General features: G+C 51.9%; 15 protein-coding genes, 3 tRNA genes and 2 rRNA genes. 4 read left to right on the top strand and 16 right to left on the bottom strand.

Annotation, left to right across the window (positions count from 1 at the left end; translation table 11 throughout):
- Window positions 1-71: 71 nt before the first annotated feature.
- The 3 genes from HMPREF2804_RS01325 (at window position 72) to HMPREF2804_RS01335 (ending at window position 1,611) form a co-directional block, all read left to right on the top strand.
- Window positions 72-236 carry a hypothetical protein gene (locus HMPREF2804_RS01325; protein WP_004005912.1) on the top strand — a complete coding sequence of 55 codons (165 nt, stop codon included), beginning with the start codon at window positions 72-74 and terminating at the stop codon, window positions 234-236.
- 231 nt (window positions 237-467) lie between these two features.
- Window positions 468-773 (top strand): glutaredoxin domain-containing protein, encoded by a 306-nt coding sequence (locus HMPREF2804_RS01330; RefSeq protein WP_013398139.1) that lies wholly within the window; start codon window positions 468-470, stop codon window positions 771-773.
- A gap of 19 nt (window positions 774-792) precedes the next feature.
- Complete coding sequence (locus HMPREF2804_RS01335) at window positions 793-1,611, top strand: shikimate 5-dehydrogenase (RefSeq protein ID WP_070626970.1); 819 nt, start codon at window positions 793-795, stop codon at window positions 1,609-1,611.
- A 362-nt stretch (window positions 1,612-1,973) separates the two neighbouring features.
- On the opposite strand, the gene HMPREF2804_RS01340 is transcribed toward HMPREF2804_RS01335, so the two are convergent.
- Window positions 1,974-2,759 (bottom strand): rhomboid family intramembrane serine protease, encoded by a 786-nt coding sequence (locus HMPREF2804_RS01340; RefSeq protein ID WP_070626971.1) that lies wholly within the window; start codon window positions 2,757-2,759, stop codon window positions 1,974-1,976.
- A gap of 128 nt (window positions 2,760-2,887) precedes the next feature.
- Entirely contained in the window at window positions 2,888-3,415 is a 528-nt protein-coding gene (locus HMPREF2804_RS01345; protein WP_004005916.1) for a peptidylprolyl isomerase, read from the bottom strand.
- Between the two features lie 218 nt (window positions 3,416-3,633).
- On the opposite strand from HMPREF2804_RS01345, the gene HMPREF2804_RS01350 reads away from it, so the two are divergent.
- Window positions 3,634-3,975 carry a hypothetical protein gene (locus HMPREF2804_RS01350; protein WP_013398143.1) on the top strand — a complete coding sequence of 114 codons (342 nt, stop codon included), beginning with the start codon at window positions 3,634-3,636 and terminating at the stop codon, window positions 3,973-3,975.
- A gap of 144 nt (window positions 3,976-4,119) precedes the next feature.
- Here HMPREF2804_RS01350 and HMPREF2804_RS01355 read toward each other — a convergent pair whose 3' ends face one another.
- From HMPREF2804_RS01355 to gyrB, 14 genes are all read right to left on the bottom strand, one after another.
- The gene (locus HMPREF2804_RS01355) at window positions 4,120-4,509 is read right to left on the bottom strand and encodes a hypothetical protein (protein ID WP_070626972.1); all 390 of its coding nucleotides are present in this window, start codon (window positions 4,507-4,509) and stop codon (window positions 4,120-4,122) included.
- Window positions 4,510-4,827: 318 nt separating this feature from the next.
- Window positions 4,828-4,944, bottom strand: a 5S ribosomal RNA gene (rrf, locus tag HMPREF2804_RS01360).
- 3 nt (window positions 4,945-4,947) lie between these two features.
- Window positions 4,948-5,020: transfer RNA gene (locus HMPREF2804_RS01365), tRNA-Ala, on the bottom strand.
- Between the two features lie 83 nt (window positions 5,021-5,103).
- The gene (locus HMPREF2804_RS01370) at window positions 5,104-6,147 is read right to left on the bottom strand and encodes a Tat (twin-arginine translocation) pathway signal sequence (RefSeq protein ID WP_070626973.1); all 1,044 of its coding nucleotides are present in this window, start codon (window positions 6,145-6,147) and stop codon (window positions 5,104-5,106) included.
- A gap of 217 nt (window positions 6,148-6,364) precedes the next feature.
- Window positions 6,365-6,850, bottom strand: a complete 486-nt coding sequence (locus HMPREF2804_RS01375; RefSeq protein ID WP_004005920.1) for a DUF3349 domain-containing protein — start codon at window positions 6,848-6,850, stop codon at window positions 6,365-6,367.
- 47 nt (window positions 6,851-6,897) lie between these two features.
- Entirely contained in the window at window positions 6,898-7,200 is a 303-nt protein-coding gene (locus tag HMPREF2804_RS01380) for a hypothetical protein (RefSeq protein WP_004005921.1), read from the bottom strand.
- Window positions 7,200-8,465, bottom strand: coding sequence for an inorganic phosphate transporter (locus HMPREF2804_RS01385; RefSeq protein ID WP_070626974.1), 1,266 nt, complete (start codon window positions 8,463-8,465; stop codon window positions 7,200-7,202). The genes HMPREF2804_RS01380 and HMPREF2804_RS01385 overlap by 1 nt, the downstream gene beginning before the upstream one ends.
- Window positions 8,466-8,877: 412 nt before the next feature.
- Window positions 8,878-8,994, bottom strand: a 5S ribosomal RNA gene (gene rrf / locus HMPREF2804_RS01390).
- A 3-nt stretch (window positions 8,995-8,997) separates the two neighbouring features.
- Window positions 8,998-9,070: transfer RNA gene (locus tag HMPREF2804_RS01395), tRNA-Ala, on the bottom strand.
- Window positions 9,071-9,097: 27 nt separating this feature from the next.
- Window positions 9,098-9,211, bottom strand: coding sequence for a DUF2648 domain-containing protein (locus tag HMPREF2804_RS10900; protein ID WP_115333524.1), 114 nt, complete (start codon window positions 9,209-9,211; stop codon window positions 9,098-9,100).
- A gap of 22 nt (window positions 9,212-9,233) precedes the next feature.
- Window positions 9,234-9,307 (bottom strand) — tRNA-Ile (locus HMPREF2804_RS01400).
- Window positions 9,308-9,502: 195 nt separating this feature from the next.
- Window positions 9,503-10,084: a DUF3566 domain-containing protein gene (locus tag HMPREF2804_RS01405; protein ID WP_070449406.1), complete on the bottom strand. Its 582-nt coding sequence runs from the start codon at window positions 10,082-10,084 to the stop codon at window positions 9,503-9,505.
- The gene (gene gyrA / locus HMPREF2804_RS01410) at window positions 10,084-12,723 is read right to left on the bottom strand and encodes a DNA gyrase subunit A (protein ID WP_070626975.1); all 2,640 of its coding nucleotides are present in this window, start codon (window positions 12,721-12,723) and stop codon (window positions 10,084-10,086) included. The genes HMPREF2804_RS01405 and gyrA overlap by 1 nt, the downstream gene beginning before the upstream one ends.
- A gap of 79 nt (window positions 12,724-12,802) precedes the next feature.
- Window positions 12,803-14,863, bottom strand: coding sequence for a DNA topoisomerase (ATP-hydrolyzing) subunit B (gyrB, locus tag HMPREF2804_RS01415; RefSeq protein ID WP_179958860.1), 2,061 nt, complete (start codon window positions 14,861-14,863; stop codon window positions 12,803-12,805).
- Between the last annotated feature and the right edge of the window lie 34 nt (window positions 14,864-14,897).

A 14,897-nucleotide genomic window follows, 5' to 3' on the forward strand; every position in this document is an offset into this window, starting at 1 on the left:
GAGGGTTGTTTATACTCTGTACAACCTCTACACTGTGTTTCAACCAGTCACCCAAAATAAAGGAGAGTCTTATGGGTTTCGATCCGAAGAACATCGTCGAGCAGGGCATCGACAAGGCTAAGAACCTCGTTAACGACAAGGCAGGTAAGGAAGTCGTCAACGACGAGCACACCTCGAAGGCTGAAGAGGTCGTCAATGAGAACGTCCAGAAGATTACCGATAAGTTCGGTAAATAAGACTCTAGTCTTCAAGAATTCCCCGCACCATGAAAATGAATGCGGGGAATTTTTCTGTATTCGAAGGCCTTTACCAGCAGATTCATGATTCTTTCGCCTATGCTGGAATTATTGTCTCAAACACTCTGTTTTTGTAGTGTTAGACAGCCCGCATGCAGCCTGTTGCTTTACCTCGATGGGTCACAGTAACCGCGGCGGGCTCCCTATTGTGTTATACCTTTGGAGATCAAAATGCTCGAACGTCAGCAAGCAACCCAAGAAGACGCACGCAAAGTTCAGGAAGACGGCGGAGTCGTCATCTATTGGCGCCCCGGATGCCCCTTCTGCGAGCGCCTCGATTCGTCGTTAGGCGATCTGGGCAATCATGCAACCTGGGTCAATATTTGGGAGGATCCTCAGGCGGAGGCTCATGTGAAGAGCCTCAACGACGGCAACGCGGTTGTTCCCACACTCGATACCGGCGATATGCATTTCGTGGTGGCTGACCGCCAAACTCGCGAAAAAGCCGCAACTCTCATTCGCAACACTCTTTCCTAAACCACCGAAGGACTCCCCTATGCCGCGTCCACCGCTGAACCGCGATACGACCCTTTGCATTTCCCTGTCTGGACGACCGTCAAACCACGGCATCAAGTTCCACAATTATCTGTATGAGAAACACGGCCTTGATTACCTGTATAAGGCGATGACAACCACGGATATTGAGGGTGCTATCGCGGGTGTGCGCGCCCTGGGTATTCGCGGGTGCTCCGTTTCTATGCCCTTCAAACAAGCGGTTATTCCGCTCATGGATGAGGTCGATCATTCGGCACAGGTCATTGGGGCGGTCAATACTATCGTCAATACGGACGGGTACCTGCACGCCTACAATACCGACGTGATTGCAGTAGCTTCCTTGCTGAAATCGCATGCCGTTGATCCTAAGCTGCCGTTTCTTCTGCGCGGTTCAGGAGGCATGGCGGCGGCCGTTGCGGGTGCCTTCCACGATGCTGGATTCCGGGCGGGCACTATTATCGCTCGCAATGAAGATGCAGGCACGGCGCTCGCACACAGGTACGGGTATGCGTGGGCGCCTGAACCCGGCGATCTTACCGCTCCAGTGATTGTGAATGTTACCCCGATCGGTATGTCTGGCGGTGCCGAGAGCGAGCAACTGGCATATCCGCAACCCACGATTGAGGCGGCGTCGGTGGTATTCGATGTTGTGGCGATGCCTGTGGAAACCCCGCTGATTCGTGCTGCTCGCGCTGCTGGTCGTGAGGTTATCACGGGCGGCGAGGTGATTGCTCTGCAGGCGGCTGAACAGTTCCGGCTGTATACGGGTGTTACGCTTAGCCCCGATGACATTGCTCAGGCTGAAGCGCAGGCGAACTAGTCCGTACAAGCGTTCCTCTGGGTGCAGTTCGTTGATCGAACTGCACCCGTTTTTTGTAATTACACATCCTGGGTTTTAAGTTTTCCACAGGTGGGGATAAACATGGGGAAAACCTTACATGCCTGTAATTTCGAGATGATAAAGCCTTCTATCCACAGGTATTTACGGGGTACTAACAAATATGAAATTACATCATTGTAGTTATTCACAGTGTGGAAAACTCATGTGGATAATCAAAAAATACAGGTGTTTTTCTGTGCTATAAAGCAATCGGTGGACCACCGTATCCCACTCTGTCCCCACGGGGAAACTTAGGATGCTGTGACCCACCGAAAATTAGTTATCCACAGGTATTTCGAGTATTACCTTCGGATACTTCGTGTGCGCTGAATAATCTGAGGTGCTAAAAGCGCTGCCGTGGCAAGAGCACCGATCACAAAACCGCCCGCGTGAGCCTGCCAGGAAATCCCGGGAACGAGGAATCCAAAGGCGACGTTCACGGCGATCATAATCATGAGGGCCCGTATATTATCCCGTTCGCGCAGAACCACCATAATCACCAAGTAGGCACCGATCAGCCCGAAGATACCGCCGGATGCGCCCACAACCTCCGCAGTTGGATCGTCCAGAAGAAGCACGCCAAAAGAACCGCCTACGATGGAGAGCAGGTATACGAGCAAGTACCGCCACCATCCCATCATCTGTTCAAGGGCAATACCAAAGATATAGAGGGAGAGCATATTCATCACAATATGTGAGTAATCGTTCTGTGAGTGCAAGAAACCACTGGTCAGCACGCGATAGTACTCCCCCGTGAATTCGGTGTAATCCCATTTCAGGGCAAACATGGAATACACCCAATACTGCGGGATGATGAGCTGAAGCAGATATACCACTACGTTAATCCCGATCAGGGTGTAAGTTACGTAGGGAACGAACCTGCGCGGTGCGCGCGCCTGATATTGGCGTCCATATAGCTCTCGGTAGCAGTCAGGACAGATCATCCCAACATCCAGATTAATTTGGCATTCCCCGCAGGCGGGACGCATGCACCGTTTACACCGTGCATAGCTCACACGGTCGGAATGCCGTGGGCAGGTGGGCTCCGTCTGAGAGCTATTTTGCTGTGGATTAGATGGGTAGTCCACGTTTTTCCTTTCATACGCTCTTACTCAGTCCCTCGGTTCCCGTGCTTCGGCTCATGGATGCGAGAAGAACGCAGATACGGTGAAGGACCCGTCCCGGTTGCCCAGGCGGGTCCTTTCCCAGCACGAAATTAGAGTTTCTTGATGTCGATTGAAGAGATAACGACATCCTTCACCGGGCGATCCTGTGCACCGGTTTCAACGCTTTCAATAGCGTCTACAACCTTCTTTGAAGCTTCGTCAGCGACCTCACCGAAGATAGTGTGGCGACCGTTCAGCCAAGGAGTCTCTGCCGTGGTAATGAAGAACTGCGAGCCGTTGGTACCGGGGCCTGCGTTCGCCATTGCGAGCAGGTAGGGCTTAGAGAAAGAAAGCTCGGGGTGAATCTCGTCCTTGAACTGGTAGCCGGGGCCACCAATACCCATGCCGAGAGGGTCACCACCTTGAATCATGAAGTCCTTGATAATACGGTGGAACACCACATCTTTGTAGAGCGGAGTGTTCATGACCTCGCCGCTGCGGGGGTGCTTCCACTCTTTAGAACCGTCTGCCAGACCGATAAAGTTCTCAACGGTCAGCGGTGCATGGTTGCCAAAGAGATCAACGACGATATCACCGTAGTTGGTGTGAATAGTTGCTTGAGCTGTTGCATTAGTCATAGGTCTATTTTGTCATGTTGTCTCTATGATGCGCTAGAAGCCGCGCTATCACGGCGTCACGTTAAATTTAGCCTGCTGAGAAAACACGGGCGGTTTATCAGTATTTTTAGCTGAGGTGAGGGTTTCAACAAGCATTTTTCAGGGTAATTCCTTATGCTGAGAGGTGAACATTTACCCGCGTACGTGAGGTATTGCGGTATGACTAATGGAGGTTCACGATGTTCTGCAAAAAGCGCAAGGCTCGTAAAGCCGCGAAGAATTCGGCTGTCGTCGCCGCTATGGCCATGGCAGAGAAGGCCGATGACCTGAATATCCCCGGGCACGCAGATATGTTTGCTGAGAAGCTCACCGGCAAGAAAAAAGCCATGAAGAAGGCTCGCAAGACCGCCTCGAAAACCGCACGCAAGGCTCATAAAGAGCTGGCACGCATCGAGCGCAACGGCGGTAAACGCCCCCGTAAGGGTCTAGCCCTGGTGGGTCTGGTTCTTGCGCTGGGGATTGGAGGCGTTGCCGCCTACAACGCGGCTCGTCCGGTTGAAGACCCCTGGAAGAGCGCCTAGTTGCCCTCTCCCCCATATCCGAAAAGCCATTTTCTTGATTCCCTTGTTCTACAGGGTGGATCGCGGAAGATGGCTTTTCTGTTTTAAGGTTCCTCTAATGAGGTCATATAAGTCTGATGCCAAACCAACGTGCAAACACGTAGTTCACTGTGTATGTCCAGTGGGTTCTAGAAGCTTCAAGATGGCAATCGAGGCAAAGAGAGCAGATACCAACCAGAGGAGATCTCCCCAGCCGAAAGGCCGAAAGAACGCGACACTAAAACCCGTGATCATCGCGGATGCTGCTGCCAAGATTACCGAGGTGGTCAACGGAATACGGCGTGGCAGAAAGAAGTGGGCAGTCCACAGTAAAGCCATCAGGAAGAAAATGGCGGATAGTCCTCGCCACCACGGTTGCAGCTTGCTGATCCCAGCTTCGCCCGAGGTGACAACTGCGGCTATCCAGCCGATGATAACCAGTGCCACAACGGCTACGGCCATAAGACCTGAAGCCACGCGGGAAACGTCGTTATCCTTTTTCATCATATCGGTCATCAAGGTGCTCCTATCGCCCGGGCAGGGATCCTATCCTACTGTTTACACCTATCACGGTTAGATCACAAAGGGCGGCGCTAAAAGCATCATCGGACGGATATTGGGCTGAATATTCAGCGCCGTAGCAGATAGAGTCTGCTGAATTATCTGGTGAAGAAGACTATTTCGACAAGGATAAGTCATATGCACAGCAGAAGGCTAGTAGGTTCGGTATCGTGCAGACATACATTCTGACCATTAGCCCGTTGTATATGAGCAAGCAGGCAGATATAGCAAAGAGGCCTCAGACATAACGTCTGAGGCCTCTTCGGAAAACTAGTCCGGCGACAACCTACTCTCCCACACCCATCAAAGTGCAGTACCATCAGCGCAAAGAGGCTTAGCTACTGGGTTCGGAATGGAACCAGGCGTTTCCCTCTCACTATAATCACCGAAACGTGGAGGCGAGGGGACTCGAACCCCTAACCCTCTGCTTGCAAAGCAGATGCGCTACCAATTGCGCCACGCCCCCGCGGTGCTCTACTACTATAAACTACTTTTTATAACGTAAGCAAATCCAGCAGAGCGTTTCTTATGAGAAGTACATCACAAGATTTACAGACCCCTAAAAATTGTTTCCTTCACACGAATGTGCATTTCTTTGAGCCCCTCCAGCGTGACCCTCTGTTCACGCATATACGTTTGAGCCACATCGACGAGGTCTTCGGGATTTCCATCAATAACAATAATCAGACTGTCCTTCTCCCCCGACTTACGGCTGCTGCTCTTTCCTGAGGTATCGTCTATCCAGCGTGCCGTGAAGCTCTTCAAGTTATTGAATTCCTGGGTCTCCATAGCATCCTGAAGCGCCATAGTTATCAGATTCAAACGCTCGGCGCCCAAAACCTGAATTGAAATATCCGCGGTAGCACCCGAAGGAACCTGAAGTTTATTGCGCTGCACGGTATATTGCACTCGCATTCCCTGCGAGAACTGCGCGTTTTGCAGGGTTCGCAGATTTTCCTTGATCTTGTTCCATGCGCCCTTCGTGAGGCTTGCATCGACGTCAAGGGTATTCGAATCGTTGTCTTTTTGAATGCTCAACGCATCAACGGCATAGCGAGGTACTGAAACCCCAAGAATTGTTCCCCACTCAGCTTCGGATATTCCTTGTGGGGAAGGAATGGTCATAGCTGCTTCATTATCCGAGGGTTCAAGAGTAATGGACTCGGGGTGTCCATATTCCCACAAGGCCGAAAGAGCACGTGCGGTACCGGCAGAATCTTGTCGCCCACGACTCGTTATCGAGATACGCCCGATAAGTTCAAGATTATCCTCAGAGTTATCGTCCTTGTTCCGACCCTGAATCGTAAATTCTTCGACCTTGAGATAGGTTCCGTCAATATTCTCTCGAATATCGTGCTCCCATTTTTCAAGCTGTTTCCTCCGCGAAACAGTCGCCGCCGCCTCATCGCCTAATATTCCAGCACGGGCAAATTGGGGCATCATCGCAACAACGTCGGCAGCCACGATGCATCCCGCCGTCAGCAAAAGCGAGCGCCTGCTCAGAGAATTCACGCGCTGAGGAACATATTTCTTCCATCCGCTAGACTGAGCATCTTTGTGTGCAACATCGTTATTTTCCGCGTTCTGCGACATTACGATATTCCTTTCACCAGTGAGTGAGATTCTACGTTTTTATCTCTACTCCCAGAATACCCAATACCGTCGCAGAAGAACTCATCAGGACTGTCTCATCCGCTTCACATCACATGAGATTACGTTCAGGCAGATTAGTACGCGCGCCATAAACACTTAAAGCTGTGGGGCAAGAATGACTGCAATTCTCGCCCCACAGCTTTATCTTCGGATTATCCTAGGCAGATTCAGCTTTTTGAGTCTCTTCTTCATGCTGCCCGGCGTTGTTTTGTTCAAGTGCCTCGTTCTGGAGTGTCACATCGGCTGCCGCAAGTTCGGCAATACGGATTTCCCCGGTAGTGGGGTCATCATAGGTGACATATTCAGGATGCCCCTCGATCTCAGTACCGTCATTTACGTGAGTCTCCGATATTAAGAAACCGTGTGCGCCTAAAATTTTGGCGACTCGGTCAATATCTTGAGGGGTTGGTGTATGGTCTACCACACGACGAATGTATTCGTTAATGCGTTGGTCACTTACATACGCCTCGCCGCGAGCGGCACGCGACTGCATAAGACGACGCACAACTTCTTGAAGCTGTTCGTCAGTCAAACGCATTTTCAAAATTGCCATAACCGCTGCACGGTCTTGAACAGGAACGTCCTTCGGGTAACCGACACTGAGCCAGTCAACAACACGCGAGATGATGTTTTTATCCGGCATCGGATACCTCCTCTATACGTTCATCATATCTATCTTCAAGCATGTATTTAGTGACCTCCACCGGTCACACCAAAGATATTCCACCCAAAAGTATGGAAGATGAAATCTTTGGCGACCCACAGAATGCCAATAAACACAATTCCTATGATGATAGCAAATACAACGCTCGCGGCAATCTTTGAACCGCGACTAGGAGGCTGAATCTCGATGAGTTTACCGTCTGCCGTGTACTCGGTATCCCCCGCCAGCAAACGCATTCCAAAGGCGTAGAGTGCTGGCAAACCGGCACCTAAGAAAAGCCCAGCAAGAACAACAGGGACGATCTTTTCAAACAATTCGAAAAGAGACATTATGCACCCGCCTTTTCACGTGCTGGAGAGGATACTTCAGGAATGTCTTGATTATCGCTTTGGCGACTCTCAAGAGTTTCGTCCTGAGTCTTCTCAGTCTCCCCATTCTTGCTGTCGTTCCAGTCGGCGGTCACGTTCGATGCGTCCACAGCATCCTTCTGGGAATGGCGCCACATCCAGATACTAAAGGCCAGCAGGATCAAGAAGACAACCAACTCACCCACGTGATGAGTGTTCGTCAGGTTATTCAGTCCCGTACCAATCAGCCACGTAATAGCACCGATAGCGGCAGCGGCGGGAAGAGTAATAACCCAGGCGATCACCATACGCCCGGCAACACCCCAGCGTACTTCTGCGCCTTTACGACCCAAACCGGTACCCAGAATTGAGCCGGTAGCAACATGGGTGGTCGAAAGTGCCATACCAAAGTGCGAGGAGGTCAGAATAATTGCTGCAGATGCTCCGTCGGCGGCTACGCCCTGCGGGGTATCAACTTCCACAATGCCCTTGCCTAGGGTGCGGATAATACGCCAGCCACCCAGGTAGGTACCCAAGGCAATGGCTATAGCGCAGGATGCTTTGACCCAGAACGGGATAGCATCGTCGTCTTTTACGGTGCCGGAAGCAACTAGGGCTAGGAAGATCACGCCCATGGTTTTCTGCGCATCGTTGGTACCGTGTGCCAAGGACATGAGGGATGCGGTGCCCACCTGACCCCAACGGAATCCGTTGGTCTTCTTATCATCAGATACCGGCGAGGCGACGCGGTAGACCAGCCATGTACCCACCGTAGATACAAGAGCCGCCACAACCGGAGACATCACGGCGGGAATTACGATCTTGGAAACCACGCCTTCCCACTGCACACCATTGAGCCCCATAGCGGCGAGCGCGGAACCGATCAAACCACCGAAAAGAGCGTGGGAAGAACTGGAGGGAAGCCCAAAAAGCCAGGTCAGCACATTCCAGAGAATACCGCCTACAAGGCCGGTAAAGACGATCAACATAAGATCGGCGCCGTTGGTACTGATATCAATCCTGTCAAGGTTTACCAGCCCTTTACCGACGGTTTTAGCAACCTCAACGGATAGAAAGGCACCCACTAGGTTCAGCGATGCTGACAACGCCACCGCTGTCTTAGGCTTAAGCGCACCGGTAGCGATGGAGGTCGCCATCGCGTTTCCGGTATCGTGAAAGCCGTTTGTGAAGTCGAAGGCTAGTGCCGTCAACACCACAATCACGAGGATGATAAGTTCAGTAGTCACATTTTGATTATGGAATGTCTCGCGTAAAATCTAAAGTATTCTTCCCCGAAACGAAATAACACTTAAAACAACATAAACCAACACAATGCCTGTGGGCTACAATGCCTCATCTTGACCTAAAAACCCGAGAAATAAAGGATATACGAATAATAAATCCACCATATATCACGAGCCTTTTCCATGGTTTTCTGTGGTTTATAGCGTTTCCTAAGATTCTCCCCAACAGCAGGTCTCCTCATGTATAACACGTGTTCATCTACTGTTCATGTAGATGCGAGGATTTATGACGCAGCGCGATTATAAGGTTTGTAATTCTATCTAGGAACACTACATATTTGAGAGAATTTAGCGGCATTTTGGTGATAAAACGAAGGACCCCGAGTTCTATGCTCGGGGTCCTTTTCTAAAACTAGTCCGGCGACAACCTACTCTCCCACACCCATCAAAGTGCAGTACCATCAGCGCAAAGAGGCTTAGCTACTGGGTTCGGAATGGAACCAGGCGTTTCCCTCTCACTATAATCACCGAAACGTGGAGGCGAGGGGACTCGAACCCCTAACCCTCTGCTTGCAAAGCAGATGCGCTACCAATTGCGCCACGCCCCCGCATTAGCGGAAAATCGCTATGAAGTTCTAAATGGAATCTGTAGATTCCTGCCAGGCCTGACGGACCTGCTGCGACTGAACCTTTTTGAAGCCCAGAAATGCCACGATCGAGACAGCCGCAAGAACAAAGAGCTTTTTCATAGCAACCTTTCGTCATGGAGAGTGGGCGTACCAAGACTTGAACTTGGGACCTCTTCGTTATCAGCGAAGCGCTCTAACCGCCTGAGCTATACGCCCTCCCATTCCGGCGGAATTCTCCGCAAGAACGAAATATAACTATACAGATGTTTTACCCTGTTGCCAAATCTCTTAGATGTGCATTACAACACAGACAGAAGCCCCATAAAACCAAAAAACCGGGGGAGTATCACTCCGATACTCACCCCGGTTGATAACGCACAAAGACGGCGGTTTTAGATACTCAGGACTATCTTATGATTCGTCGCTGAGGGTCAGCGTAATACCACCCACGAGCTTAGCGGCCAAGTTATACAAAATTGCGCCGATCATACTCAAAAGCGTGAAGATAACGGTGTTAATGACCGACAGAATAGTCGTTGCCAAAGCCACCTGACCGATATTGACCATCTGGGTAATATCAATATTGGTGTTACCGGTACCCATGGAGGTTAAGATCTGGTTCACGCCGGTAAAAGCACCCGAAGCCTGCAAGAAAAGCCAGAGGATTACCGAAGCCACAATGGTCACAATACCCAGAGCCATAGAGAGCAGGAAGACCATCTTCGCAACCGACCAGGTATCAATTCGCTGAACCACCAGACGAGCACGGCGAATACGCGAGCGCGGAACCGGGCGGATAGACTGGCGTCGTTGTCCCTTGTTTTTAGGGCGTGTACCATTGGCAGGACGCTTCGCAGAACGCTGCTGTGATGAACCACCAGGCTTAGATGCATTGCTTTGCCGGTTAGAAGCATTCGTACCGCCCGCAGGGGTTCCCTGTGCTGCGGGTGCCGTTTGTTTTCCTGGAGCCGACCCCTGTGGGTTTGCGCTCATTAGTTACCTCCGTCTACATCGGTGGATGCGGTGGTTGGCGTATTTTCTTGCGTATCCACCACCTCGGAATTTATCACAGATTCTTCTGTGGCTTCCACCTCAGCGTCGTCTTCTTTCTGTTCATCTAGCTGGCGATCTTGGTTACGAGCAATACCAATAATGCTATCGCCCTTACCCGGCTTCGCAAAGATAACGCCCATAGTGTCGCGTCCCTTGGCAGGAACTTCGCTCACATTGGTGCGAACAACCTTACCGCTCTGCATCACCACGAGCACCTCATCGTTCTCAGATACGATCAGGCCACCCACAAGAGCGCCACGGCCTTCCACAAGCTTAGCAACCTTAATACCGAAACCGTTACGACCCTGAACGCGATATCCCTCAACATGAGTACGCTTGGCGTATCCGCCCTCGGTCACGACGAACACGAAGGACTCAGGGATAACAACCTGTGCCGAGATCAGTTCATCACCGTCACGGAACTTCATACCGGTCACGCCCGAAGTCGAACGTCCCATAGGACGCAGAGACTCATTGTTAGCGTGGAAGCGCAACGACATACCATTGCGCGAAATCAGCAGAATATCATCTTCGGGGGAGACGAGGAACGCAGAGACCACTTCGTCATCGTCACGCAGGTTAATCGCGATTAGACCGGCGGTACGGTTCGTATCATAGTCACTCAGGCGAGATTTCTTGACCAATCCGCCCTTCGTGGCAAGAACCAGGTACTCGGCATCCTCATAGGTCTTCAGATCCATGACCTGGGCAATATGCTCATCCGGCTGGAATTCCAAGAGGTTAGCCAAATGTTGTCCTTTGGCATCACGCCCAGCCTCTTGCAGTTCATAGCCCTTGGTGCGGTATACACGCCCCAAATTGGTGAAGAACAGAATCCAGCTGTGCGTGGTAGTCACGAAGAAATGTTCCACAACATCGTCGCCGCGCAGCTGAGCGCCTCGAATACCCTTACCGCCGCGATGCTGGCTGCGGTACTGGTCGCTGCGGGTACGTTTGATATATCCGCCGCGGGTAATCGTCACGACAACTTCTTCCTCAGGAATAAGGTCTTCCATCGACATATCGCCGTTGAAACCGCGCAGAATCTCGGTACGGCGGTCATCGCCGTAACGATTCACGATCTCGCCCAGTTCCTCGGAAATAATCTCGCGCTGGCGATCTTCAGAGGCAATAATCGCGTTGTATTCCGAAATGAGGCGCTGCAGCTCGTCGTGGCGATCCTGAATCTTCTGACGTTCCAGAGCCGCCAGACGACGAAGCTGCATATTCAGAATTGCCTGAGCCTGCGCTTCATCAATATCCAGGAAGTCCATCAAGGCCGAACGAGCTTCATCGGCTGTGGGGGAGCGGCGGATAAGTGCAATAACCTCATCCAGAGCGTCCAGGGCTTTGAGTAGACCGCGCAGAATATGTGCTTCTTCTTCAGCCTGGCGCAGACGGTACCGAGTACGACGTACAATCACGTCCATCTGGTGGTTTACCCAGTGGCGAATGAAGGCATCAAGTGAGAGAGTACGCGGCACGCCATCCACAATCGCCAGCATATTGGCAGAGAAGTTCTCCTGCAGCTGTGTGTGCTTATACAGGTTGTTGAGTACAACCTTGGGCACGGCATCGCGTTTGAGCACAATCACGAGGCGCTGACCGGTACGGCCTGAGGTTTCATCACGCAGATCGGAAATTCCGTTGACTTTACCTTCCTTGATGAGATCGGCAATCTTAATCGCCAGGTTATCGGGGTTTGCCTGGTACGGCAGCTCGGTCACCACAAGGCAAGTGCGCCCGTGGATCTCTTCGACATTGACGACCGCGCGCATCGTAATGGAACCGCGGCCGGTGCGGTAAGCATCCTCAATACCCTTGGTACCCAAAATGGTGGCACCGGTGGGGAAGTCCGGTCCCTTAATACGCTCCATGAGGGCACTCAGAAGCTCTTCATTCGTGGCGTTCGGGTTCTTGAGGAACCATTCCACACCTGCGGCAACTTCACGCAGGTTATGCGGAGGAATATTGGTTGCCATACCCACAGCGATACCTGAGGAACCATTCACCAAAAGGTTCGGGATTCGCGCTGGCAGTACCGTGGGCTCAAGCGATTTACCGTCATAGTTAGGCTGAAAATCGACGGTATCTTCATTGATGTCACGCACCATTTCCAGGGCGATCGGCGCCATCTTCGTCTCGGTATAACGCGGAGCCGCAGCGCCGTCATTACCGGGGGACCCGAAGTTACCCTGACCGAGCGCCAGGGGATAGCGCATAATCCAGCTCTGGATCAGGCGTACAAGGGTATCGTAAATGGCGATGTCGCCGTGGGGGTGGAATTGACCCATTACATCGCCCACCACGCGAGCACACTTATTGAAGGCACGGTCGGGCCGATACCCGCCGTCATACATCGCGTAGATGACGCGACGATGCACAGGCTTGAGTCCATCACGCACATCGGGCAGGGCGCGACCGATAATAACCGCCATTGCATAGTCCAAGTAGGAACGCTGCATCTCGGTCTGCAGATCTACCTGTTCAATATGACCGTGGGGATCGTCAAGCACAATCTCACCACTATTTGTGGTGACCTCGATATCTGGGTTTTCGCTTTGGTTTTCTTCACTCATGAGTTTTTCCGTTCCTCTGTGACTCTCTCGCTTATATTCCGTTTGGGAAATATAGCCAACTGGCTATATGCCAAACTCTTTAGATATCGAGGAATCGAATGTCCTTGGCGTTCTGCTGAATAAAGTCGCGGCGGGCTTCTACATCCTCACCCATCAGAACCGAGAAGATCTGATCGGCTGCAGCCGCATCCTCCATCTTCACCTGAAGCAGGGTACGGCGTTGAGGATCCATCGTGGTATCCCACAGCTCGGTATAATCCATCTCGCCAAGACCCTTGTAACGCTGAATGCCATTGTCTTTAGGCAAACGCTGATTCTTTGCCTGGCCGCGTGCCAGAGCCTCATCTCGCTCGGCATCAGAGAACACATAATCGTGCGGAGCGTTCGACCACTTGATGCGGTACAACGGAGGCTGTGCCAAATAAACATATCCGGCTTCGATAAGCGGGCGCATAAAGCGGAAGAGCAGGGTTAGCAATAGGGTGGTGATGTGCTGACCATCCACATCGGCATCTGCCATAAGAACGATCTTGTGGTAGCGAGCCTTCTCCAGGTCGAAATCGTCGCCGATACCGGTACCGAAGGCCGTAATCATAGCCTGAATCTCAGCATTGGAAAGGGCTCGATCGAGGCGGGCACGCTCCACGTTGAGAATCTTACCGCGCAGCGGCAAAATAGCTTGGCTGTTTGGATCACGCCCCTGCACTGCCGAACCGCCTGCGGAATCACCCTCCACCAGATAAATTTCGGAGATCGACGGATCCTTTGAGGCACAGTCCTTGAGTTTGCCGGGCATGGAGCTGGTTTCCAGCAGACCCTTACGCCGAGTCGTCTCTCGCGCTTTACGTGCCGCCATACGTGCCTGTGCCGCCGTAATAGCGCGGCGCACCACATCCTTGGCAACAGCGGGGTTACGATCGAACCAATCGGCCATATGATCGTTGATCTCGCGCTGGGTAAAGGATTTTGCCTCGGAGTTACCGAGCTTCGTCTTCGTCTGCCCTTCGAACTGTGGCTCGGAAATCTTAATCGAAATAACCGCAGTCAGACCCTCACGCACGTCTTCACCGGTGAGGTTATCGTCTTTATCCCGCAGCAGTTTATTTTCGCGAGCATAACGATTCACCAGGGAAGTCAGCGCAGCACGGAAACCTTCTTCGTGAGTGCCGCCTTCGTGAGTGTTGATCGTATTCGCATAGGAGTGCACCGACTCTTTATACGACCCGGTCCATTGCATAGCCACCTCAAGCGCCATATGGCGCACGGTGTCCTCAGCCTCAAAGTAGATAATATCTTCGTTAATAACGGTTTTTGAACCCGCGTTGAGGAAGTGCACGTAGTCGAAAAGACCATTATCGTAACGATAGGTGACCGTGCGGTGTCCTTCAGCGTTTGCACCTACACGGTTGAGAGGGAGAACTTTATCTTTCTCATCCTCTTCTTCGGCGACCTCGTCGCCCCCCTCAAATTGATCACGCTCATCGGTGAGAGAAATTGTCAGTCCCTTGTTCAGGAACGCCATCTGCTGGAACCTGGCACGCAGAGTCTCAAAATCAAACTCAACGGTCTCAAAAATCTCGGGATCAGGGTAGAACGTCTGAATAGTACCGGTCTTCTGAGAGGCTTTACCGCGGCGCAGGGGACCATCAGGAATACCACCGTTAGCAAAAGAAATGTGCCAGGAATAACCCTGACGGTGGACTTCGGTTATAACCTTTTTCGAGAGCGCATTAACGACAGAAATACCCACGCCGTGCAAACCACCGGAAACGGCATATCCGCCGCCGCCGAATTTACCGCCAGCGTGAAGAACAGTCATAACGACCTCGACCGTGGATTTATGCTCAGTTGGATGCTCATCCACGGGAATACCGCGGCCATCATCTTGAACGCGCACGCCACCATCGGCCTGAATTGTAACTTCAATATGGCTTGCGTAGCCTGCGAGCGCCTCATCTACGGAGTTATCGACCACCTCGTAGACCAGATGGTGTAGACCGCGTTCGGTTGTCGAGCCGATATACATACCGGGACGTTTACGAACCGCTTCCAGACCCTCCAAAACGGTAATGTCAGATGCGCCGTATTCATGGGGTTGTTCAGATGTCACGAGTGCGTAACTCCTTGGGGTAGATCTCATGCCCGGTGATGTATCACCGCTGCACCTAGATGAG

This window comes from Rothia sp. HMSC065G12, from assembly GCF_001811455.1.
Classification (GTDB): Bacteria; Actinomycetota; Actinomycetes; order Actinomycetales; family Micrococcaceae; genus Rothia; species Rothia dentocariosa.

What these genes read in the sequence shown, in the direction of transcription:
- HMPREF2804_RS01325 (WP_004005912.1), top strand. Translation starts at nt 72, where the DNA reads ATGGGTTTCGATCCGAAGAACATCGTCGAGCAGGGCATCGACAAGGCT.
- HMPREF2804_RS01330 (WP_013398139.1), top strand. Translation starts at nt 468, where the DNA reads ATGCTCGAACGTCAGCAAGCAACCCAAGAAGACGCACGCAAAGTTCAG.
- HMPREF2804_RS01335 (WP_070626970.1), top strand. Translation starts at nt 793, where the DNA reads ATGCCGCGTCCACCGCTGAACCGCGATACGACCCTTTGCATTTCCCTG.
- HMPREF2804_RS01345 (WP_004005916.1), bottom strand. Translation starts at nt 3,415, where the DNA reads ATGACTAATGCAACAGCTCAAGCAACTATTCACACCAACTACGGTGAT.
- HMPREF2804_RS01350 (WP_013398143.1), top strand. Translation starts at nt 3,634, where the DNA reads ATGTTCTGCAAAAAGCGCAAGGCTCGTAAAGCCGCGAAGAATTCGGCT.
- HMPREF2804_RS01355 (WP_070626972.1), bottom strand. Translation starts at nt 4,509, where the DNA reads ATGACCGATATGATGAAAAAGGATAACGACGTTTCCCGCGTGGCTTCA.
- HMPREF2804_RS01370 (WP_070626973.1), bottom strand. Translation starts at nt 6,147, where the DNA reads ATGTCGCAGAACGCGGAAAATAACGATGTTGCACACAAAGATGCTCAG.
- HMPREF2804_RS01375 (WP_004005920.1), bottom strand. Translation starts at nt 6,850, where the DNA reads ATGCCGGATAAAAACATCATCTCGCGTGTTGTTGACTGGCTCAGTGTC.
- HMPREF2804_RS01380 (WP_004005921.1), bottom strand. Translation starts at nt 7,200, where the DNA reads ATGTCTCTTTTCGAATTGTTTGAAAAGATCGTCCCTGTTGTTCTTGCT.
- HMPREF2804_RS10900 (WP_115333524.1), bottom strand. Translation starts at nt 9,211, where the DNA reads ATGAAAAAGCTCTTTGTTCTTGCGGCTGTCTCGATCGTGGCATTTCTG.
- HMPREF2804_RS01405 (WP_070449406.1), bottom strand. Translation starts at nt 10,084, where the DNA reads ATGAGCGCAAACCCACAGGGGTCGGCTCCAGGAAAACAAACGGCACCC.
- gyrA (WP_070626975.1), bottom strand. Translation starts at nt 12,723, where the DNA reads ATGAGTGAAGAAAACCAAAGCGAAAACCCAGATATCGAGGTCACCACA.
- gyrB (WP_179958860.1), bottom strand. Translation starts at nt 14,863, where the DNA reads ATGAGATCTACCCCAAGGAGTTACGCACTCGTGACATCTGAACAACCC.